The sequence below is a fragment of the Streptomyces sp. NBC_00310 genome, assembly GCF_036208085.1.
GTDB lineage: Bacteria > Actinomycetota > Actinomycetes > Streptomycetales > Streptomycetaceae > Streptomyces.
Window position 1 is genome coordinate 5,062,292 of record NZ_CP130714.1, and the last position, 20,358, is coordinate 5,082,649.

Annotated in this window: 19 protein-coding genes; 9 read left to right on the forward strand and 10 right to left on the reverse strand. The window is 71.3% G+C overall.

Annotated elements, in window-relative coordinates; genetic code table 11:
- Nucleotides 1-55 precede the first annotated feature (55 nt).
- Nucleotides 56-1,555, forward strand: a complete 1,500-nt coding sequence (locus OG202_RS22110; protein WP_326581984.1) for a class I adenylate-forming enzyme family protein — start codon at nt 56-58, stop codon at nt 1,553-1,555.
- 115 nt (nt 1,556-1,670) lie between these two features.
- On the opposite strand, the gene OG202_RS22115 is transcribed toward OG202_RS22110, so the two are convergent.
- Together OG202_RS22115 and OG202_RS22120 are read right to left on the reverse strand one after the other, a co-directional pair.
- Nucleotides 1,671-2,183 (reverse strand): EF-hand domain-containing protein, encoded by a 513-nt coding sequence (locus OG202_RS22115; protein WP_326581983.1) that lies wholly within the window; start codon nt 2,181-2,183, stop codon nt 1,671-1,673.
- A 205-nt stretch (nt 2,184-2,388) separates the two neighbouring features.
- Complete coding sequence (locus tag OG202_RS22120) at nt 2,389-2,796, reverse strand: STAS domain-containing protein (protein WP_326585766.1); 408 nt, start codon at nt 2,794-2,796, stop codon at nt 2,389-2,391.
- 507 nt (nt 2,797-3,303) lie between these two features.
- On the opposite strand from OG202_RS22120, the gene OG202_RS22125 reads away from it, so the two are divergent.
- Both OG202_RS22125 and OG202_RS22130 read left to right on the forward strand, forming a co-directional pair.
- On the forward strand, nt 3,304-3,885 hold the full coding sequence (locus OG202_RS22125) for a sigma-70 family RNA polymerase sigma factor (RefSeq protein WP_326581982.1): 582 nt from the start codon (nt 3,304-3,306) through the stop codon (nt 3,883-3,885).
- 668 nt (nt 3,886-4,553) lie between these two features.
- Nucleotides 4,554-5,822, forward strand: a complete 1,269-nt coding sequence (locus tag OG202_RS22130) for a zf-HC2 domain-containing protein (RefSeq protein WP_443052353.1) — start codon at nt 4,554-4,556, stop codon at nt 5,820-5,822.
- 164 nt (nt 5,823-5,986) lie between these two features.
- Here the strand turns inward: OG202_RS22130 and purU are convergent, their stop codons facing one another.
- Complete coding sequence (gene purU / locus OG202_RS22135; protein ID WP_326581981.1) at nt 5,987-6,868, reverse strand: formyltetrahydrofolate deformylase; 882 nt, start codon at nt 6,866-6,868, stop codon at nt 5,987-5,989.
- A 104-nt stretch (nt 6,869-6,972) separates the two neighbouring features.
- On the reverse strand, nt 6,973-7,473 hold the full coding sequence (locus OG202_RS22140; RefSeq protein ID WP_326581980.1) for an SCO4402 family protein: 501 nt from the start codon (nt 7,471-7,473) through the stop codon (nt 6,973-6,975).
- Between the two features lie 128 nt (nt 7,474-7,601).
- Here OG202_RS22140 and OG202_RS22145 point away from each other — a divergent pair, with 128 nt between their 5' ends.
- Nucleotides 7,602-8,906 carry an ABC transporter substrate-binding protein gene (locus OG202_RS22145; RefSeq protein ID WP_326581979.1) on the forward strand — a complete coding sequence of 435 codons (1,305 nt, stop codon included), beginning with the start codon at nt 7,602-7,604 and terminating at the stop codon, nt 8,904-8,906.
- A 198-nt stretch (nt 8,907-9,104) separates the two neighbouring features.
- On the opposite strand, the gene OG202_RS22150 is transcribed toward OG202_RS22145, so the two are convergent.
- Together OG202_RS22150 and OG202_RS22155 are read right to left on the reverse strand one after the other, a co-directional pair.
- Nucleotides 9,105-10,865: a hypothetical protein gene (locus tag OG202_RS22150; RefSeq protein ID WP_328223401.1), complete on the reverse strand. Its 1,761-nt coding sequence runs from the start codon at nt 10,863-10,865 to the stop codon at nt 9,105-9,107.
- A gap of 155 nt (nt 10,866-11,020) precedes the next feature.
- Nucleotides 11,021-12,403: a transcriptional regulator gene (locus tag OG202_RS22155; RefSeq protein ID WP_326581977.1), complete on the reverse strand. Its 1,383-nt coding sequence runs from the start codon at nt 12,401-12,403 to the stop codon at nt 11,021-11,023.
- A gap of 362 nt (nt 12,404-12,765) precedes the next feature.
- Between OG202_RS22155 and OG202_RS22160 the strand changes: the two genes are divergently transcribed.
- The 4 genes from OG202_RS22160 to OG202_RS22175 all read left to right on the forward strand — a co-directional run bounded on the left by OG202_RS22160 (nt 12,766) and on the right by OG202_RS22175 (nt 16,479).
- The gene (locus OG202_RS22160) at nt 12,766-13,449 is read left to right on the forward strand and encodes a bifunctional DNA primase/polymerase (RefSeq protein ID WP_327729102.1); all 684 of its coding nucleotides are present in this window, start codon (nt 12,766-12,768) and stop codon (nt 13,447-13,449) included.
- Between the two features lie 89 nt (nt 13,450-13,538).
- Nucleotides 13,539-14,354 (forward strand): ABC transporter ATP-binding protein, encoded by an 816-nt coding sequence (locus OG202_RS22165; RefSeq protein WP_405896056.1) that lies wholly within the window; start codon nt 13,539-13,541, stop codon nt 14,352-14,354.
- Nucleotides 14,351-16,021 carry a transporter gene (locus OG202_RS22170; RefSeq protein WP_328223402.1) on the forward strand — a complete coding sequence of 557 codons (1,671 nt, stop codon included), beginning with the start codon at nt 14,351-14,353 and terminating at the stop codon, nt 16,019-16,021. The genes OG202_RS22165 and OG202_RS22170 overlap by 4 nt, the downstream gene beginning before the upstream one ends.
- A 77-nt stretch (nt 16,022-16,098) precedes the next feature.
- The gene (locus tag OG202_RS22175; protein ID WP_326581974.1) at nt 16,099-16,479 is read left to right on the forward strand and encodes a winged helix-turn-helix transcriptional regulator; all 381 of its coding nucleotides are present in this window, start codon (nt 16,099-16,101) and stop codon (nt 16,477-16,479) included.
- Here OG202_RS22175 and OG202_RS22180 read toward each other — a convergent pair.
- The 4 genes from OG202_RS22180 to OG202_RS22195 all read right to left on the reverse strand — a co-directional run bounded on the left by OG202_RS22180 (nt 16,476) and on the right by OG202_RS22195 (nt 19,311).
- Entirely contained in the window at nt 16,476-17,639 is a 1,164-nt protein-coding gene (locus tag OG202_RS22180; protein WP_327729099.1) for a GDSL-type esterase/lipase family protein, read from the reverse strand. The genes OG202_RS22175 and OG202_RS22180 overlap by 4 nt on opposite strands.
- A 175-nt stretch (nt 17,640-17,814) precedes the next feature.
- On the reverse strand, nt 17,815-18,273 hold the full coding sequence (locus tag OG202_RS22185) for a nuclear transport factor 2 family protein (RefSeq protein WP_326581972.1): 459 nt from the start codon (nt 18,271-18,273) through the stop codon (nt 17,815-17,817).
- Nucleotides 18,274-18,301: 28 nt separating this feature from the next.
- Entirely contained in the window at nt 18,302-18,667 is a 366-nt protein-coding gene (locus tag OG202_RS22190) for a putative quinol monooxygenase (protein WP_327729097.1), read from the reverse strand.
- A gap of 20 nt (nt 18,668-18,687) precedes the next feature.
- Nucleotides 18,688-19,311, reverse strand: coding sequence for an NAD(P)-dependent oxidoreductase (locus OG202_RS22195; RefSeq protein ID WP_328223404.1), 624 nt, complete (start codon nt 19,309-19,311; stop codon nt 18,688-18,690).
- A 596-nt stretch (nt 19,312-19,907) separates the two neighbouring features.
- Between OG202_RS22195 and OG202_RS22200 the strand changes: the two genes are divergently transcribed.
- Nucleotides 19,908-20,345, forward strand: a complete 438-nt coding sequence (locus tag OG202_RS22200; protein WP_005474438.1) for a VOC family protein — start codon at nt 19,908-19,910, stop codon at nt 20,343-20,345.
- Nucleotides 20,346-20,358: the final 13 nt, after the last annotated feature.

Here is a 20,358-nt window from a genome sequence, read left to right on the forward strand (position 1 = left end):
CGCTCTGGCCACGATCTGACAAGCCGTCAGCTTTCTCCGGCAGGGGGCCGCCGCCGTGAACCAGACCGCCCACGCACTCAGCGAGTCCCGCACCCTCTGGGAACTCCTCGCCCGCCGCGCCGACCTCACCCCCGACCGGCCCGTCCTCCTCCAGGACGACCGCACGCTGAGCTTCGGCGAACTGCGCGCCCGCGCCGAGCGGGTGGCGGCCGGGCTGTACGACATGGGCGTACGCCCCGGCACGGTCGTCGCCTGGCAGCTGCCCACCCGTATCGAGACGGCCCTGCTCTCCTTCGGCCTGGCCCGCCTCGGCGCCGTCCAGTCCCCGGTCATCCCCTTCTACCGCGACCGCGAGGTCGGCTTCGCGCTCCGGGAGTCCCGGGCGGAGTTCTTCGCGGTGCCGGGCGAGTGGCGGGGTTTCGACCACACGGAGATGGCACGGCGGCTGGAGGCGCGGGGTGTCTTCGAGGCGTACGACGGCCTTCCGGACGGCGACCCCACGACGCTCCCCGCCCCGCCGGCCGACGGCACCTCCGTCCGCTGGATCTACTGGACCTCGGGCACCACCTCCGACCCCAAGGGCGTCCTCCACACGGACCGTTCACTGATCGCGGGCGGCTCCTGCCTCGCCCACGCGCTGCGGCTCACTCCGGACGACGTCGGCTCGATCGCCTTCCCGTACGCCCACATAGGCGGCCCCGACTACATGGTGATGCTCCTGCTGTACGGCTTCCCGGCGGTGCTGTTCGAGCACTTCGCGCTGCCGGCCGCGCTGGAGGGCTACCGCAAGCACGGGGTGACGGTGGCGGGCGGGTCGACGGCGTTCTACTCCATGTTCCTGGCCGAGCAGCGCAAACAGCCGGGTGTACCGGTCGTTCCCTCCCTGCGCCTGCTCGCGGGCGGCGGGGCGCCGAAGCCGCCCGAGGTCTACCACAACGTCGTACGGGAGATGGGCGTGCAACTCACCCACGGATACGGCATGACCGAGGTCCCGATGATCACGATGGGGGCGCCGGACGACTCGGCGGAGAACCTGGCGACGACGGAGGGGCGTCCGCCGGCGGGGATGGAGATACGGATCGCGGAGGACGGGGAGGTGCGGTTGCGCGGGGAGGCCGTCTGCCGGGGGTATCTGGATCCGGCGCAGTCGGCGGCGGCCTTCGACGCGGACGGGTTCTTCGTCACGGGCGATCTCGGGCACGTCACCGACAGCGGTCACCTGGTGCTGACCGGCCGCCTGAAGGACGTCATCATCCGCAAGGGCGAGAACATCTCGGCGAAGGAGATAGAGGACCTGCTGCACCGGCATCCGGCCGTCCAGGACGCGGCGGTGATCGGGCTGCCGGACGCGGAGCGGGGGGAGCGGGTGTGCGCGGTGGTCGAACAGCCGCCGGGTGCCGGCACCCTGACCCTGCGGGACGTCACCGACTGGCTGCGCGCGGAAGGGCTGTCCGTCCACAAGCTGCCGGAGCAGGTGGAGGTGGTGGACGCCCTTCCGCGCAACGAGACCCTGCGGAAGGTCCTCAAGTACAAGCTGCGCGAGCGCTATTCATGACCCACTGCCCCACTGACCCACTGACCGATTGACCCACTGGCCCACTGGCCCACTGGCCCACTGAGAGCCAGTGAGAGCCACTGGGCCACGCACCGGCCCGTGGTCACGCGGGTCGCTACTCGGGCACGGTGAAGAAGCGGGCGAACGCGGTCACGACCTCCACCTCGTCCACCTTGCCGTCGGAGTCGGTGTCGAGGGTGGCGGCGGCCGCCGCGGCGACCTCCTCGGGGGCGCCGAGGGCCTTGAGGATCCGGGCGGTCTCCTCGACCGTGGCCCTTCCGTCCCCGTCGGCGTCCGCGACGGCGAGGGCCGCGTGCAGGAAGGGGCGGGCGATCTCGGCGAAACGGTCGGGGTTGTCGCGCAGTCGCTTGACCGCGCCGTTCACGAACTCGTCCCGGGTGATGCGCTGGTCGCCGTCCCGGTCCGCGATTCCGGCCATACCCTGCCAGAAGGCCTCGGCGCCGCCGTACAGGGCCTGGCCCTTGTCGGAACGGGCGGTGGTGCCGAACTCGTTGAGAACCGCCTTGCTCGCCGCGCTGAAGTCCTCGCGGTCGATCCAGCCGTTGCCGTCCTGGTCGAAGGTGGCGAACCGGGCGGCGATCCTGCGCTCGTACTCGCTGCTGACCATGTCTCCTCGGGCCCGCCTTACGTCAGTGGGGTGCTTCTCGGACGGAGCGTACGACGTCAGGGGCCCTGGCGGAGCGGGAAAGCGGCGCTTGTACCAAGACTGCGGGAATCCTGGGACAACTGTGTGGCAGCCGGGACACCGACGGGTGGGCGAACTCACGCATACGTACTGCTCACCTGGTGGAGGGTGCGTAGGGTGCGGGCGGTCAGGCCGACAGCTGGTCGGCCTCGTCCTCGGACTCCGGTGCGACCGCCGAGCGGACGTCCGGATGGACGTCGAAGAGGCGGCGGACGCCGAGGGCGGCGAGGACGCGGCTGACGTGCGCGCCCTCGGCCGGGCCGCCGCCCGCGTGGCCGTCGGCGGGGAGGATCAGCCGGAGCCGTCCCTGGCAGGAACGCATCAGGCGGCGGGTGGCGATCATGACCCCCACGCCGCTGGAGTCGCAGAAGACGACGCCGGAGAGGTCGAGGACGAGACTTCGGCGACCGTCGGCCACCGCGTCGTGCACCCGCTGGCGGAGCACGGGCGACGTGACCAGGTCCATCTCTCCGGACACGTGCAGCACGGCCCACTCGCCTTGCCCGCCGTCGGTCACTTCGAACGCCACCGCGATGCCTCTCAGTCGCCGAACCGGAAGCCACTGCACCGCTTCCTGCTTGCGCGGCTGCCCCGCCGTCGCTCCATGAAACACCCGTGGCCCGCCGGAGGCGCGTGGTAAGCGAGCCATTTCCGGGGCCTTTTCGGTGCGATTTCCCTCCAGTACGGTCACATGTGATCGACTATTGATCGCGAATGGATCCGATACGGTCCCGAGGGGTCGGATTCGCGCAGATCAGGTGCCAGGCGGGATCGCACAGACACGCGAAAGGCGGGCAGACACCCACGTGGGCGGCGTGGAAACGGCTTGCACAGGAGGCACATACCACCTCCGCCCTCGCGAGGGGCGCACATTGCCATAAAGGGGCGTGCGCGGTCAGCGGTGCCGACTACATTCGGGACGGCAGTGCACACAGGCTGGAATCGGGCCGGAATCGGTCCGGGCCGACACCGGGCCGACACGGGGTCCGCGGCTCGGTGGTCATCAGGAACGGCGCAGGTACGAGCAGGGTGAGGGGGCCGTATGGCGACGAAGGACGCACCGCCCCGCTGGGACCGCAGGATGCAGCAGCGGCTGGCGCGCGGCGAGGCGGCCGCGCTCGGTGAGCTGTACGACCGGTTCGCGTCCCTCGTGCACGGGCTGGCCCACCGCGTCCTCGGGGACGAGCGGGGCGCCGACGGCATCACCCGCGAGGTGTTCCTCCAGCTCTGGGAGAACCCCGAGGCGTACGACCCCAAGCAGGGCCCCCTGCGTTCCTGGGTGGCGGCGCTGACCCATCGCCTCGCCGTGCAGCGACTGCGCGTCACCGAGGCCGCCGCGCTCGCCCGGGGCGGCGAGGGCACCACCGAGGATCTGGAGCGCAAGGTCCACCACGCGTCGGTCGCGGCCCGCGCCGACTACATAGTGCAGGCGATGCCGACCCCGCTGCGGGCCGCCCTGGAGCTGGCGTACTTCCAGCGCCGCGACTACCGCCAGACCGCCACCGACCTCGGCGTCACCGAGGACGAGGCCCGCCGTCGCCTCCGCCTCGGCCTCCAGCTCCTCTCCACCGCCCACGACACCCGCCTCTCCGGCGCCCCGCCCGAACCCGGGGCCACGGCATGACCGGCGAACCGGCCCCGTCCGGGTCGTACGACGACGAGCCGGAGGGCCGGCAGCCTCACGAGCAGCCCCACGAGCAGCCCGACCACCCCTCCACCCGACCGGCCGTCGGCCGGGTGCCGTCGGCCAGGAAGCCGTCGGGCGGGGACGGTGCGCAAGGGCCCCACGAGGAGGCCGGACGGGACCTGGACCGGTCCGGCGGCAGCGAGGGGACCTCGGAGGACGGGTCGTCGGGCGGGGACGCTGTGCACGAGCCCGGCGATTCCGACGGGCCGCACGAGCCCCGCCGGTCCGACGGGCCGGGCTCGGGGGACTCGCCCGGGCGCGATGGCGCCGTGGGCGGCGACGGCCACGCGGCGACGCCTGGCGGCCGTGGTAACGGCCGCGGTGGACCGTCCGGGCCCGAGGGGCCCCGGCGCGGCGGCCACGACGAACCGGTCGGGCCGCCGCGCATACCGCTGCCGCGCACCTCCGTGGAGGACACCGGGCTGCCGTTGCCGGACCCGGCACCCGAAGCGACACCGCCACCGCCACCGGCGCCTGCGGTGCGCCCGGAGGCCTCGGAACGCGCCGTGCCTTCGGAATCCGCCGTGCCCTCGGAGCCCGCCGTGCCCTCGGAGCCCTCCGTGTCCTCCGATCCCGCCGTGTCCTCCGATCCCGCCGAGCCTGCCGTGCCCTCCGAGCCTTCGGAGCCTCGAGAGCCTTGGGAGCCCGAGTCGGCCGTACCGCCTGTGCCGCCCGTACCGCCCGTATCGCCTGTCCCGGCCGCCGCGCCCGTCCCGGCCTCTCCCCTCGTCCTGGAGCACCAGGTGCTCAAGGCGCTGCTCGGGGCCTGGGCGTTGGCGGCGTGTTCGGCGGAGGAGGCGTTGGCTGTCGAGGAGCATCTCGGGGTGTGCGGGCCGTGCGCGGACGAGGCGCGGCGGTTGCGGGAGGCCGTGGGGCTGCTGCATCCGCCGGAGAGCCTCGACCTGGACCCGGCCCTGCGCACCCAGGTGCTGGATGTCTGTCTGGGCCGCCGCCCACCGCGCATCCCCGTCCCCCGCTGGGCCGCCCCGTACGACGCGGAGACGGCCCGGCTGGACGCGTTGCTGCAGGACATCGGCGCCGCCGACTGGCACGCCCCCGTACGGCTGCGCTGGTTCGAGGGGGAGGGGCCGGCGAGCCGTCGTACGACCGTCGCCGGGGTCATCGCCCACCTGCTCACCGTCGACGGGCTCGTCGCGTCCGCACTCGGTCTGGACGACCCGCTCGGCCTGCTGGAGGGTGGCCACGACGCACCCGTCGACGGTACGCCGGAGGCCCGCACCGAGGCGTACTGGAAGGCGTCCCACTTCCCGCCCACCCGCGCCCTGCGCGCCCCCTGGCGGCAGCAGAGCCACGACATCGTCCGCACGGTGTCGTTCACGGGCGGCGGCTCGGACGACTCCGACAAGCCCGGTCGCCTGGCGGTCTCGTACGGCGGCTTCGCGCTCCCTCTCCGGGACGCGATGCTGGACCGGGCGTTCGAGTGCTGGATCCACGCGGAGGACATCGCGGAGGCCGTGGACTACCCGTACGAGCCGCCCTCCGGCCGCCATCTGCACGGCATGATCGACCTGGCGGCCCGCATGCTGCCCGTGTCCCTGGCCGAGCGCCGCCGGACCGGCCTCGCGTCCCCGCCTCCGCCCGGCCGCCACCTCGTACCGGCCGGCGCCCCCGGCCGCAGCCTCCGTCTGGAGATCGAGGGCTCCGGCGGCGGGGAGTGGCTCATCCCCCTCGACTCCCCCGCGGCCCGCGGCTCCGCCGACCACGAGGTGGCCCACGTGGCCCTCGACGGCGTCGAATTCTGCCGCCTCGCCGCCGGGCACGTCCCTCCCGAGGAAGCGGCGGCGGGCCAGGGCGGCGACCGCGAGGCGATCAGGGACGTCCTGTTCGCGGCGGCGGCGCTGAGCCGGATGTAGCGGCCCCGAAGCGTGGGCCGCGCCGGGCCCGCGCTCGGGGCCGCCGGGCCCCGTAAGGGGCGCGGGGAACTGCGCGACCAGCCACGACCCACCCGCAGCCGCCCTACGGCAGACGCCCCCGAGCCATCAGGCGCCCCAGCCCGGCGAAGCCCCTACGTGAAGCCCTACGCGAAGACGACCGTCCGGCGCCCGTTCATCAGGATCCGCCGCTCCGCATGCCACTTCACGGCCCGCGCCAGCGCCTGGCACTCCACGTCCCGCCCGACCGCGACGAGCCCCTCGGGCGTCACCCCGTGCCCCACCCGCTCGACCTCCTGCTCGATGATCGGCCCCTCGTCGAGGTCGGCAGTGACATAGTGCGCCGTCGCCCCGATCAGCTTCACACCGCGCGCGTGGGCCTGGTGGTACGGCTTCGCGCCCTTGAAGCTCGGCAGGAAGGAGTGGTGGATGTTGATGATGCGGCCGTTGAGCTGCTTGCAGAGGTCGTCGGAGAGGACCTGCATGTAGCGGGCCAGAACGACCAGCTCGACGTTCTCCTCGCGCACGATCTCCAGCACCCGCGCCTCGGCCTCGGCCTTGGTCTCCTTGGTCACCGGGATGTGGTGGAAGGGGATGTCGTACGACCCCACCAGCTCGGCGAAGTCGGTGTGGTTGGAGACCACGGCCGCGATCTCCACCGGCAGCGCCCCGATGCTCGCCCGGAAGAGCAGGTCGTTCAGGCAGTGGCCGAACTTGCTGACCATCAGGACGATGCGCATCTTCTCGTCGGCCCGGTTGATCTGCCAGTCCATCTGGAAGGAGTCACCGATCGCCGCGAAGCTGGCCCGCAGCTTCTCCACGCTCACCGGCGCCTCCGCCGAGAAGTGGACGCGCATGAAGAACAGACCCGTGTCGTGGTCGCCGAACTGCTGGCTGTCCTCGATGTTGCAGCCGGTCATGAACAGGTAGCTCGACACGGCGTGCACGATGCCCTGCTTGTCCGGGCAGGCGAGGGTGAGGACGTACTGGTCGGCGGGCGCCGCGGCTCGGGTGGACTGCTCGTTCATGCCCGACAGGGTCCCATATGGCGTACCCATGTCGGCAATCGTCCCGAAGACCGGACCCCCGCATCCACCCGCCACATCCGCACACCCGCCCGCCGGACCCCCGCCTACGCCGCCCTGGTCATGATCCGCAGCACCTCGAGGGTGCGCGGCGGTGTGTCCGGGTCCTCCCCGTCGCTCACCGAGAGGCGTACGTGAGCCTCGCGGGCGGCGCGGACGGCCTCGGGCCAGGCGTCGTGGTCGAGGTACGCGGAGACGGGCGCGTCCGGGCCGACCTGGTGCATGATCCGCAGCACGCGCAGCACGGCGCTGTCGACGAGGGCCGCCTCCTGGGCGTCGCGGAAGATCGTGCCCACGTACTTCTCGGCGGACCAGTTGTCCAGCCAGGTGTCCTCGACCAGGCGGTACACGGCGTCGGTGACGTCCCCGTACCCGTCGACACCGGCCAGCCAGACGTTCTGCTGGAACGCGGGGTCGGAGAGCATGTGCAGCGCGGAGCGCACATTGCTGCGCCAGCGCCACCACGGCATGTCGTTCAGTGGCATGCCGCCCATGGTGGATGAGCGACGCCCGCGACGGGAAGGGGTCTCCGGACCTTGGACGGTCATGGATCGTGCGTTCCTCTCTGAAACCACGCGAAAATACGATCGTAGCTCTTCGCAATTCACCTCCCGGTCACCTTGCGTTGACCGCCCGTCACGCCCGGGTTGGTGATGTGGCGGAATCGTGCGGAGCCATGACTGGCTTCCGGGCACGACGGACCCCCCTTTCCGCAGACCGACTCCAAGGGCTCGCCAAACGCCTGGTCAGGGCCACCACGCTGGCGGCGTGTGCGTCACTCGTCGCGGGGTGCGGGGCCATCCCCGGGACCACGGGGGGTTCCGGGGACGGCTCCGTCACCGTCATGACCTGGGCCCCGGAGAAGACGGCCGCGACGAACAAGCCCGGCATGCCCGCCATGGCCAAGGCGTACGCCCGCTGGGTCAACGCCAACGGCGGCATCAACGGCCACGAGCTGAAGATCCTCACCTGCAACGACCGCAACCAGACCGTGACGGCCGCGAAGTGCGCCCGCCGCGCCGCCGACGAGAACGTCGTCGCGGTCGTCGGGTCGTACAGCCAGCACGGCCGTTCCTTCCTCGCCCCGCTGGAGTCGGCGGGCATCCCGTACATCGGCGGCTACGGCGTCACCGACGACGAGTTCGCCAGCGCCCTGTCCTACCCGGTCAACGGCGGGCAGGCCTCCCTCATGGCAGGCCTCGGCGAACAGCTCGCCAAGGCCTGCGGCCCGGTCGCCCTCGTACGCCCCGACTCGATAGCGGGCGACCAGCTGCCGCTGCTGCTGGACTCGGGGCTGCGGTCCGGGGGGCACGACAAGTCCGAGGACCAGCTGGCCGCCGAGGACGCGACCGAGTACGGGGGGCACGCCCGGGAGGCGCTGCGGCGGGCCGGCACCGACCCGGCCGCGAAGGGATGCGTCGTCCCCGCGCTGGGCGACCGCACCTTCACCTTCATGGACTCCTTCCGCCGGGACCGCGGCGACTATCCGGGCGTCCGCACCGGGACCGTCCTCGGCAGCGTCGACCAGACGGTGCTCGACGCGACCGGTGGCAGGTCGGGACCGTACGAGGGGGCGTACGTCACCGGCTGGTACCCGGTGGAGACCGACAAGCGGTGGGACCGGATGAAGAAGGTGATCCAGGAGCACGCCTTCGACGACAACCGGATCGACCCGGCGGACCCGGGTGTGCAGACCACGTGGATCGCGTACACCGTCCTGACGGCCGCCATCGAGGCGCTCGGCGACGGCGAGGTGACCTCCCAGGCGATCCGCCGAGTCCTCGACGACGGCCTGAAGGTCACCACGGGCGGCCTGACCCCACCCCTCAGCTGGCGCTTCGAAGACCTCATCGCCTCCGCCGGCTTCCCCCGCCTGATCAACCCCGAAGTCACCTTCCAGGTCGTCCGCAAGGGCCAACTGGTCGCGGCGCGACGGGGGTTCGTGAATGTCGAGAAGACGCTGGTGGAAGCGGACAGCTGAGCGGCCGGAAGGGACCGGGCGCGACCGGGAGCGCATCCGAGCCGGGTGGTGGCCCCCTGGTCATCCTCGCCTCTTCGGGCCCGATCTCGTCGGCGCGGGCCCGGCCGCGATCGACCGGCCGCGATCGACCGGTCGCGAGCGTCCGGCGGCGATCGACCGGTCGCGAGCGTCCGGTCGCGAGCGTCCGGTCGCGGACCGCTACAGCTGGACCGCCTGCCGTTCGGTCAGGGCGTAGGTGGTGGCGATCGTGTTCCAGAGTTCGGCGGCCTTGGCCTTCTCGGCGCTGGCGGTGGCGCTGGCCTCGTTGCCGGCCTGGGTCTGGCCGGTGGCGCGGGCCTGGCCCTTCTTGCAGCCCTTCTTCCCGGCGGCCTGGTCGGCCCACGCGGCGTAGTGGTTGTCGGCGGAGGCGGAGGCCTGCCAGGCCTTGGTGAGCGAGGTGGTCAGGGCCTGGTGGTTCGGCAGCTTGTCGACGGACAGCTCGCCGAGCCGGGTGACCAGGTCGTTGCGCTGCTTCGCCGCGTCCCGCAGGTCCGTGGCGGCCTGGCCCAGATTGGTGCAGCTCCTGATGTTGGCGACCGCCTTGATCACGCTGTTCCGGCTGTTGCCGCTGTCCGCGAGCAGCTTGTCCAGCGCGACCGCCTGCTCCTTCGCCGGGTCAGCCGACGACGACGCCGACTCCTCGGGCGCCCCGCTCGCCGACACGGGCTTGTTGTCGCTCTGCGTCCCCTTGTCCCCCGACCCGGCCATCAGGGCACCCGCCCCGATCCCGAGCACGGCGATCCCCACGCCGACGAGCGCGATGAGCGGCACCCGCGATCTCGTACGGCCACCCCCTCCGCCCCCGCTCTCCCGTCTCGCGGAGGCCCGCCCACCATGGCCGCCATGCCCGCCGTGGCCACCATGGCCGCCGAGGCCGCCGTGGCCACCATGGCCGCCGAGGCCGCCGGGCGCACCAGGGCTCTGCGGCGGCGCGGGATGGGCGTGGTCGATCTTCGGCAGCTGCTGCGTGGCCCCGGCGGCGCCCCCGGCCCCCGGCTCGTCGCGGAAGAGACTGTCGAACACGTCCGGCTGCTGCCGCGCCTGCCGCGGCCCCGGCGCGCCGTACGGCTGGGGCTGCGCGGGTACCGGCGGTATGTACTGCGTGGGCTCCGCGTCCGGGTTCCCGGCGGGCGCCGCGTGCGTCGGCCGTGCGGGGTGCGCGGTGGGCGGCAGGGGCCCCGCGCCGTGGTCCGGCACCCGCCCCAGATACGTCGTCGCCTCGGCCGACGCCTCCGGCGGCAGCGCGCCCGGCCCGACCGGGGGAAGGAACTGCGTGGCGGCCTCCCCGACCGGCGCCTCCGCGACGACCGGCGGTATGTACTGCGTCGCCCCTTCGTCCACCGGCGCGGCCCCGGCCGACGGTACGTAAGGGATGTACTGGGTGGCCCCCTCGTCCACGGGGGGCAGCGGCGCACTCTGCGGCGGCTGGGGCGGCGCGGCGGCCGGCAGGGCCACCTCACCCGCGGCCGGCGGCAGCGGCGCGCCCGATCCCGCCCCGCCGTACCCCTCGCTGCCGTACGACGGCCCCTGCGCGCCCTCGGGCGGCAACGGCATCCCGCCCTGGGTGCCGTACCCGCCCTGAGCGCCGTACTCGGTCCGGCCCCCCTGGACGCCGTACTCCGTCTGGCCCCCCTGGACGTCGTATCCGCCCTGGGCGCCGTACGCGTCCTGCGCCCCCTGGCCACCCCACTCCGGCGCGGGCTGCGCGCTGTTCCAGGGGTCGGACGGCGGCTGGGCGGGCGCCGCGCCCCCCTCGGAGCTCCACTGCCGCTGCTGGTCCCACGGCTGGACCGGGGCCGGCGGCAGCGGGGCCGGCGGCAGATCGCTCGGATGGAGCGGCGCCCCACCGTCCGAGGGCAGCACGATGCCTTCGCGCGCGGTCCGCGCCGAGGGCTCCTCGCCCTGTCCACTCTGCGTCACCGAGACTCCTACGAATGGGGGACTTGCGGAATCGTCGACTCACGCTACCGGGTCCCGGTGACCGCCCACGCACCACCCGCACCCCGAGTAAGGGGCCAGGCCCCTCCCCGGGGGGGCGCGGTGCTGCCTCGTCCTGCGGCTCCGCCGCGTGAGCGCTACGCGGCCTGAAGATCCATCCGCGCCCCGAACTCCCTGACCACCGCCTCCTCCCTGAACGGCTCCAACCGCTGCTGGAAGTCCTCCAGGTACTCGGCCCCCCGATTCGACCGGAGCGACCCGAGCAGTTCCACGGCCTTCAGCCCCGTATGGCAGGCCTGTTCCACCTCTCGTTGCTGCACCTGCGCCGTGGCGAGGAGCACATACCCGATCGCCCGCCGCCGGGCCCGCGACTCCGGATGCTTGGCCAACGACTCCTCGGCCCGTCGGGCCGCCGCCTCCGCCTGCCCGAGATCCCGGTGGCAGTGCGCCAACTCGTCGGCCAGATAGGCCTCGTCGAAGTGCTTGATCCACGCCGGGTCGTCCCCGGACAAGGGGTCCGCCGCCTCCAGCGCCTCCACGGCCCGCCCCGCCGCCGCCTGCGCGGCGCGCGCGTCTCCCATCAGCGCGTGCCCCCGCGCCTCCGCCGCGTGGAACATCGACTCCGCCCGCGGCGTGGACCGCCCCCGCGCCCCTTCCTGCGCGGCGCGCGCCAACTGCGCGATCTCCCGCGGGTTTCCGAGCTGCGCGGCGAGATGGCTCATGGACGCGGCGAGGACGTATCCGCCGTAGGCGCGGTCGCCCGCGGCCTGGGCGAGGCGGAGCGCCTGGATGTAGTACCGCTGGGCGAGCCCGGGCTGCCCGGTGTCGACGGCCATGTACCCGGCGAGCTCGGTCAGCCGGGCGACCGCGGCGAACAACTCCCGCCCCACGGCCTCCCGGTAGGAGCCGGCCAGCAGCCCCGAGACGACACTGTTGAGGTAGTGCACGACGACCGGCCGTACATGCCCGCTGCCGTACTGGTGGTCGAGGTCGACGAGCGCCTGCGTCATCGCGCGCACGGCCGCCACGTCGGCGAGCCCCACCCGGGGTCCCGCCGAGCGGGCCACCTGGGAGTCCGGGGCGGAGATCAGCCAGTCGCGGCTGGGCTCGACGAGCGCGGAGGCGGCGACGGACGACCCGGAGAGGAAGTCCCGCCGCCCCACGTCGCTGCGCCACAGCTCGCAGACCTGCTCGATGGCTCCCAGTACCGTCGGCGAGAACTGGAGGCCGACGCCGGACGCGAGGTTCTTGCCGTTGGCCATGCCGATCTCGTCGATCGTGACCGTACGGCCCAGCTTGCGGCCGAGGGCCTCGGCGATGATCGCGGGCGCCCGGCCCCGTGGCTGCTGTCCGCGCAGCCAGCGCGCGACGGACGTCTTGTCGTAGCGGAGATCGAGACCGTGCTCCGCGCCGCACATGTTGACCCGACGGGCCAGCCCCGCGTTGGAGCAGCCCGCTTCCTGGATGAGCGCCTGCAGTCGTTCGTTCGGCTGCCTGGCGACGAGCGGCCTTGCGGCCATGGCGTACCCCCTGTGGCTGTGGTGCCGTGCCCACGCACCGAGTTGACGTGTCTTCAGCGGCCCGCTCTCTTCGCACACGTGGTCCCGCGCCGCCGATGCGCACGGCACCCACACACCGAACACGCGTACCGAAAACGCGTACCCACATATCGAAAAGATCCGGCCTCGAAGATCAATGCCCCGCCGACATACCGAAGATGCGAGACATACCAGGATTGCCGGGGTAAACACGGATGCTGTACCCCACACGTGGCTACCCGGCTCACTCCGTGATCCCTCCCGCGCGCCCCCGGCCATGCACCCATGCGCCCCGGCCCCGTTGACGATGCTCTCCCCCGCGCATGTGACTTCCGTAACCCCTGATGACCGCTAGAGTTGTGTTCATCGTGGAAGAGACCATCGCGGGCCCTGAAGCTGCCCAAATCCCGAAGCAGCGTGGTGAATCGCTGCTGGACACCGCCGTTCGATACACCGAAGAACGCCACTGGGACGTGTTCCCCGGTACCTGGCTGGAAGCCGTCGACGGGATGCAGCAGTGCTCCTGCGGCAACACGGCGTGCGCCACCCCCGGCGCGCACCCGGCGCGCGAGGACTGGGCGACCCAGGCGACAGGCAGTGCGACCGTCGCGCGCCGTCTGTGGTCGAAGCAGTCCACCGCGTCGATCCTGCTGCCGACCGGCCGTACGTTCGACACGATCGACGTGCCCGAGACCGCCGGCCTGCTGGCGCTGGCCCGTATGGAACGCATGGAGCTGACCCTCGGCCCGGTGACCTGGACGCCGGATCGCCGGATGCACTTCTTCGTGCTGCCCGGCGCCTCCGTCAAGGTCCCCGACCTCGTACGGAAGCTGGGCTGGTCGCCGCTCGTGCTGGACCTCAAGGCGTTGGGTGAGGGCGAGTACGTCGCGGCTCCGCCGACGCGGTACGGGTCGCGGGGGGCCGTGCAGTGGGCTCGGCGGCCCACGCCGGCGAACCGGTGGCTGCCGGATGCCGAGGAACTGATCTCGCCGCTCGCCTATGCGTGCGGCAGGGACGGGCGTCGGTAACACTCCGGGTGGGGACTGCGGATCGGTTTCGCGGCTACGGGTGAGTCGTGGTTGTTCGCGCGGTTCCCCGCGCCCCTGAAGACAGAGACCTGGGGCGCTGTCTACCCGAAAGGGCGGCCGGTGTGAGTGGTGCTGCAGCTGTTCGTGTCCAGGGGCTCTGGAAGCGGTTCGGGGCCCAGGCCGCCGTCGCCGGGATCGATCTGGAACTGCCCGCCGGGCGGTTCATCGGGCTGGTCGGGCCGAACGGGGCCGGGAAGACCACCACCCTGTCGATGGTCACCGGACTGCTCCGCCCCGACCAGGGCTCGGTGGAGGTCGTCGGGCACGACGTGTGGCGGGACCCGGTCGAGGTGAAGGCCCGCATCGGCGTCCTGCCGGAGGGGCTGCGGCTCTTCGAACGCCTCACCGGGCGTGAACTCCTCGCCTACACCGGCCGGTTGCGTGGACTGCCCGGCGCCGAGGTCGACAAGCGGGCCACCCAGCTGCTGGACGTCCTCGATCTCGCGGGCGCCCAGCACAAGCTCGTCGTCGACTACTCGACGGGCATGCGCAAGAAGATCGGCCTCGCCGCGGCGCTCCTCCACAACCCCGAAGTCCTCTTCCTGGACGAGCCGTTCGAGGGCGTGGACCCCGTCTCCGCGCAGACCATCCGGGGCGTCCTGGAGCGGTACACCGCCTCCGGCGCCACCGTCGTCTTCTCCTCCCACGTGATGGAGCTGGTGGAGTCCCTCTGCGACTGGGTGGCCGTCATGGTCGCCGGCCGCATCCGCGCCCACGGCCCCCTCGCCGACGTACGGGGGGACGCACCCTCGCTGCAGAGGGCGTTCCTGGAGCTGGTGGGCGCGGGCGACCGGGACACCGGCTCGGATCTGGACTGGCTCGGCGGCGGGGCGGGCGGCCGATGAACACGACGGGCTCAGCGGGCTCAGCGGGCACGACGGGCTCAGCGGGCACGACGGGCTCGACGGGTTCGACGGGTGCCGCGTCGGTGACCTCCGTCGTCGTACGGCTGAAGCTGTCGCTGCTGCGCAACGGACTGCGGCAGTCGGCCGGGCGGCGGGCCGCGTATGTCTTCTCCGTCGTCCTCGTGCTGCTGTTCGCGGCGCTCCAGCTGATCGGGCTGATCGCGTTGCGCGGCGACGAGCACGCGGCGGCCGTGACCGTGCCGCTGGTGGCCCTGCTGGCGCTCGGGTGGGCGGTGCTGCCGCTGTTCTTCCCCAGCGGCGACGAGACGCTGGACCCGACCCGGCTGGTGATGCTGCCGCTGCGCCCGCGCCCGCTCGCACGGGCACTGCTCGCGGCCTCGCTCGTGGGCATCGGCCCGCTGTTCACCCTGTGCGTGCTCCTCGGATCGGTCGTCGCGGTGGCGCACGGCCCGGCCGCGTACGTCACCGCCGTGTTCGCCGTCCCCCTCGCGCTGCTCTGCTGCGTCGCGCTCGCCCGAGCCGTGGCCGCCGCCAACATCCGCCTCCTGACCAGCCGTCGGGGCCGCGACCTCGCCGTCCTCAGCGGCCTCGTGATCGCGATCGGCCTCCAGGTCGTCAACTTCGTGGTTCAGCGCCTCGGCACGGCCGGACTCGGCCAACTGGAGCCGGTGGCGGATGTGTTGAGCTGGATCCCGCCGTCCTCCGCGATCGGTGCGGTGCGGGCGACGAGCGAGGGCTCCTACGGGGTCGGGGCCGCCCAACTGGCCCTGTCGGCCCTCGCGTTGACCGTACTGCTGCGTCTGTGGGCACGGACGCTCACCCGGCTGATGACCTCCCCGGACGGCTCGACGCTCCAGGCCGTCGAGACGGGCCGGGCGCGGACCCGGACGCGGTCCACCGGCCTGAGCCGACTGCTCCCCGCCGGCCGCACCGGCACGATCATGGAACGCAGTCTGCGCTACATCGGGCGGGACCCGAAGACGAAGGCGGCGTGGGTGACCTCGCTCGCCATCGGCCTGATCGTGCCCGTCTTCAACGCCGTGCAGGGCACCGGCTCGATCTACTTCGCCTGCTTCGCGGCGGGGATGCTCGGAGTCCTGATGTACAACCAGTTCGGACAGGACACGTCGGCGTTCTGGATGGTCGCGATGACGATCTCGTCCACCCGGGACGCGTACGTCGAACTGCGCGGCCGGGCCCTGGCGTTGCTGGTCATCACCCTGCCGTACGCCACGTTCGTCACCGTCCTGACCACCGCGCTCCTCGGCGACTGGCCCGCCCTCCCCGAAGCCCTCGGTCTCTCCTTCGCCCTCCTCGGCGCGATGCTGGCGACCGGCGCCTGGACCTCCGCCCGCTTCCCCTACTCCATCCCCCAGGAGGGCTACAAGAACGTCGCCCCCGGCCAGGCCGGCCTCGCCTGGCTCTCCGTCTTCGGCGGCATGATCGCCGCCGCCCTCCTCTGCCTCCCGGTCATCGGCCTCACCATCTGGCTGCACGTCTCGGCGGACGGCGACTCCTGGACGTGGCTGCTGCTACCGGTGGGAACGGCGTACGGGGCGGGGCTCGCGGAACTGGGCCTGCGGCTGGCAGCACCCCGCACGGCCGGGCGACTGCCGGAGATCCTCACGGCGGTGAGCAAGGGGTAGTGCCGCACACGCGCCGTCACCGAGAAGGTATCCATGGGATACTGTCTACTTCAACGATCCTTAAGTACCCTTCGGATATGAAGGCTGCTGCCAACAACTCGGACATCTGCTGCCCGCCCCGGCTGGTGCTCGACCGCATCGGTGACAAGTGGTCGGTGCTGATCGTGCTGAACCTGGGCGACGGCCCCAAGCGGTTCAGCGAACTGCGCGAACTGCTTCACCACGTGACGCCCAAGGTCCTCACCCACACACTGCGAGGGATGGAACGCGACGGCCTCGTCACCCGGACGGTCTTCGCCGAGGTCCCGCCCCGCGTGGAGTACGAACTGACCTCGCTGGGCCACTCCCTGCGGCCCGTCATGGAGCCGATCAACACGTGGGCCGCCGAACACGTGGACGAGGTCCTGTCCTTGCGCAAGGCCCACGACGCCCGCTCCGCGGACGAGTTCGTGGGCTAATCACCGAGCCGCAGCATGGACAGGTCGACGGCGTCGGCGATGGCTTTCGCGCCGGCGTCGTTGACGTGGAGACCGTCACCGCTGTCGTACTCCTCGCGGATCCGCCGGGGTCGCTCCGGGTCGGCGACCGCGGCGGCGATGTCGAGGACGGCGTCGAAGGGCTGGTCGGGGCCGAGCAGCCAGTCGTTGATCCGGTGGCGCAGGGCCTGACCGGCCGGGGTGTCGGCACCGTCGTACACCGTTCCCTCGTAGGGGCCGAGTGTGGCTGCGACGGCGACGAGGCCGGCAGCGTGGAGGCGGTCGGCGAGTGTTGCGTACCCGGCGACGAGGTCGTCGAGGTCCGGCAGGACCGGGGGTTCGGGGAAGGACTGGGTGCCTGGCACGCCCAGGTCGTTGAGGCCGATGTGGATGAGGACGTGGCTGACGCCGGGCACGTCGAGCACATCGTGGTCGAGACGGGCCAGGAGGTGTTCGCCGATGCCGTCGGTGAGGAGCCGGTTGCCTGAGATGCCCTGGTTGACGATCCAGCCGCGGGGGAGACGACGGCCGAGCTGAGCGGGGAAGCTGTTGTCGGCTCCGGGCGTGGTGGCGAAGCCTTCGATCCAGGAGTCCCCGAAGGCCACGGCGATGGCGGTGCCTTCCGGGGCGAGAACGTCGACGCCGGTGAGGAAGTGCCCGGTCGTGAGCTCCTCGGCGGCCGTGAAGGACGGGGCGGTGAGCTGGTTGCCGGGGACCGCGTACCCGATGTCGTAGGGGACCGCCGAGTAGGTGGTCAGGCCCGTGTCGTGCGGGAGATAGAGGCTGAGGACGAGTTCTTCCCCCGCGCTCACCTTCTGCTCGACGGGGTCACTGACGACCTCGTCTCCCACGCCGATCGTGACGGTGCCGGCGCCCGCGAAGCGCAGCACGGTGTCGCTCGCCGGGACGATGGCGCTTGCTTCGGTGCGCCTGGCGAGGTGTGCGCCGGCGATCTCCAGCGGCTCCTTTCCGTAACGGTTGCTGAGGCGTATGCGCAGGGCCTCACCTCCGCCGGCGATGCGCAGCGGCTGGCGTACGGTCTGGTCGGCGAATCCGCGAAGTTCGAAGAGTGTGAAGTCCTTATGGGGATTGATGACGGCGGATCGGTGGGTGGCGATCCAGTTGGCGGACGAAGCGGCCATGGAAGCTCCATTCGTGGCGTGCCGCGCGCGCTGTGGCAGCGCGACCGCGAGATACGGACCGCCCTGCACGAGACCATGGTGCTGTGGTCGATGACCGTGCAGGGCGGGCCGCTTTTTGACTCAATTCGAAATCACTGGGAATTCACTTGGGACTCACCTTGAACTCGCTTGGAACTCAGAAGAGCCCGTTCGTGTTGGCAGCCGGGAGGTCCGGCGCAAACCAGGGCGCCGAGTTTTCCGGAGTGCCTACGATCTGCAGGACCTCCCAGTGCTCGATCGCCTTGCCGTCGGCGTTCATCTTGAAAATGTCCGCGCCGGCGATCCCCGTGTCGTCCGGATCGTCGTTGAAGAGGTTGAGGAAATTCGAGTGAATCCACACGTAGTCATCCACCGCGATGACGCGATGACCCACCCAACGAGCGTGCGGGCGGTCCTTGAGGACGTTGTCGAAGAAACTCGACAAGCCTTCCGCACCAGTGGTGAGGAGCGGGTCGTGCTGGATGTAACCCGGGTCCAGGAACTGCGCCACGGCTTCCGCGGGCCGCCGTTGGTTGATCATCACTTCGTGAAGGTCCACGATGTTGTTCAGGTTGCGAACGGCTCGATGATCATTACTGTCGACCAATTTGAGCATTACTTATCTCCTCTTTGATGCGTTTGTCTCAGTCTTCGGTGCTCTGGCGGCCGGGGAAGTCCGTGAACGTGGTCGGCTGCGGATTCGACCCCACCCATTCCCGAAGCTCGGACCCGATCGGCCCGTGGAGTTCCACGGCCCCGACTGCCGCGCATTCCGTCAACCGTTCCAGCAGTGCCGCCGCACGCTCCATGTGCGCCATGGCCGCCGCGGAGTCGGCGTATTCCTCGATCACCAGATAGCTGCCGTCCTCGGCCGAGAACCACCGGTAGCTTCTGGTGCCGGGCTCGTCGTCGGCCTGCTGGCGCAGCGCGACCACCAACTTCTCGAATTCTTCGTGCCGTTCTTCTCGGACATCGAACCGTACGCGTACGAAGATGCTTTCCTTGTCCACCTCTCCCCTATTCTTTTCGATCAATATGCGACGTGGACGAAGTGGTGGATATGTGCCTTCTTCTCCAACTCGTCGACAAGGGCGACGGCGTAGTCCTCGATGCTGATCCGGCTGTCACCCTTGTCGTCGACGAGAAACTGGTCACCGCCTGTCCGGTAGGTACCGGTGCGCACACCGGCCTCCAGCACCATGGGCGGGGAGAGGTAGCTCCACTCCAGGTCATCGGCACTGTCCCGGATGAGTTCGAGCAGTGCTATCTGGGCGAGTGCGCGCGGCAGCAACTCCTCGGGGAACCCGGTGGCGTCGACGGCCCGTACACCTGGCGCCACCTCGACGGCGCCCGAGCCGCCGACCACGACCAGGCGACCCACCCCGGCCTTGCGCACGCCGTCCAGTACGCCCCGGCCCACCTCCAGGAGCGACTCGGTGGACTCGCTGCCGCCGCGCGGCGGCGACACCGCCAGCACCACCGCGTCGTGGCCGGCCACCAGGCGCGCGACGGTATCGGGGTCGCTCGCGTCCGCCGCCCGGGTGCCGTTCTTCCCGCCGCGGGTGACGCCGGTGATCTCGTGCCCCCGTCTGCGCGCCTCGGCGGCGATCTGGCTGCCGATCATCCCAGTGGCTCCGAACAACACGATCCGCATGTCAATGGCCTCCCTGAAACGCTGTCAAAAGCGCCGTCGACCAGGAAGGTACCTACGGGGTACTGGTTACTTCAACGATCCTTGAGTTTCTCTCGGAAACCGTGCTGCCCAGCGATGCGCGGGGTGGGAAAGCGTCGGCGGGTGGACGGTCGGCCGCGGCCCCTCTCCACCGCCGCCACCAGCGCCGCTACTGCAGCTGATCGTCGACATGCGCCTTGACCAATGCGCCGACCAGGCCGCGGTGGCGTGCGGGGCTCGGTGCCGATCGCCTCGTGGTCGCCCGCGGCGAACGCGTAGCGCGCGCGGTGGTCGCACTGTGCGGGTTCGTTCACATGACAGGCGGTCGCCCCAGTCGGACATAACGCTCGGACGTCAGGCAGAGCCGGCCGAGGAGTCGCCGGGACACCGGGTTGAGGGAGGGCGCGAGCATGCTCTCGGGAATCTGCGGTGCGCGTCCGGGATCTGTTGCAGCGAAGGTTGAGCGATTCCCATCGATTCCTAATGCCGTTTGTCAAGCCGCGGCGCACGCTTGAGGCAGCGGGCAGGAGGTGTCGGAGGAGCGCAGTACAGTCCGTTCATCCGACTGGGGAGGGCTCATGGGGACCAAGTGGAGCTTGACGATCGACTGCGCGTACCCGGGGAAGCTGGCCGCGTTCTGGGCGCTGGCGTTGGGCTACGAGGAGAAGCCCGCGCCCGCAGGGTTCGGGAGCTGGGAGGAGTGGTTCTCGCATCATGAGGTTCCGGAGGACGAGTGGGATGACGGGGCGTACCTCTCAGATCCGGACGGCGTGGGCCCCACCTTGTCCTTCCTGAAGGTGCCGGAGCCGAAGGTGGCGAAGAACCGGCTGCATATCGACGTGCAAGTTGGTGGCGGCCGTGAAACCCCGTGGGAGGTGCGCTGGCCGCGCGTGGTCGAGGCGGTGGAGCGGTTGACCGCTGCGGGCGCGACCGTGGTCCGCGAGGACGAGTTGCAGGGCAGGCCGGATCACGTGGTGATGGCAGACCCGGAAGGTAACGAGTTTTGTCTGGTCTGACGGAGTCGGTCAG

Excerpts from the sequence above, each read along its gene's own strand:
- OG202_RS22115 (WP_326581983.1), bottom strand. The coding sequence starts at position 2,183 with ATGGTCAGCAGCGAGTACGAGCGCAGGATCGCCGCCCGGTTCGCCACC.
- OG202_RS22125 (WP_326581982.1), top strand. The coding sequence starts at position 3,304 with ATGGCGACGAAGGACGCACCGCCCCGCTGGGACCGCAGGATGCAGCAG.
- purU (WP_326581981.1), bottom strand. The coding sequence starts at position 6,868 with ATGAACGAGCAGTCCACCCGAGCCGCGGCGCCCGCCGACCAGTACGTC.
- OG202_RS22140 (WP_326581980.1), bottom strand. The coding sequence starts at position 7,473 with ATGACCGTCCAAGGTCCGGAGACCCCTTCCCGTCGCGGGCGTCGCTCA.
- OG202_RS22145 (WP_326581979.1), top strand. The coding sequence starts at position 7,602 with ATGACTGGCTTCCGGGCACGACGGACCCCCCTTTCCGCAGACCGACTC.
- OG202_RS22155 (WP_326581977.1), bottom strand. The coding sequence starts at position 12,403 with ATGGCCGCAAGGCCGCTCGTCGCCAGGCAGCCGAACGAACGACTGCAG.
- OG202_RS22160 (WP_327729102.1), top strand. The coding sequence starts at position 12,766 with ATGACCGCTAGAGTTGTGTTCATCGTGGAAGAGACCATCGCGGGCCCT.
- OG202_RS22170 (WP_328223402.1), top strand. The coding sequence starts at position 14,351 with ATGAACACGACGGGCTCAGCGGGCTCAGCGGGCACGACGGGCTCAGCG.
- OG202_RS22175 (WP_326581974.1), top strand. The coding sequence starts at position 16,099 with ATGAAGGCTGCTGCCAACAACTCGGACATCTGCTGCCCGCCCCGGCTG.
- OG202_RS22180 (WP_327729099.1), bottom strand. The coding sequence starts at position 17,639 with ATGGCCGCTTCGTCCGCCAACTGGATCGCCACCCACCGATCCGCCGTC.
- OG202_RS22185 (WP_326581972.1), bottom strand. The coding sequence starts at position 18,273 with ATGCTCAAATTGGTCGACAGTAATGATCATCGAGCCGTTCGCAACCTG.
- OG202_RS22195 (WP_328223404.1), bottom strand. The coding sequence starts at position 19,311 with ATGCGGATCGTGTTGTTCGGAGCCACTGGGATGATCGGCAGCCAGATC.
- OG202_RS22200 (WP_005474438.1), top strand. The coding sequence starts at position 19,908 with ATGGGGACCAAGTGGAGCTTGACGATCGACTGCGCGTACCCGGGGAAG.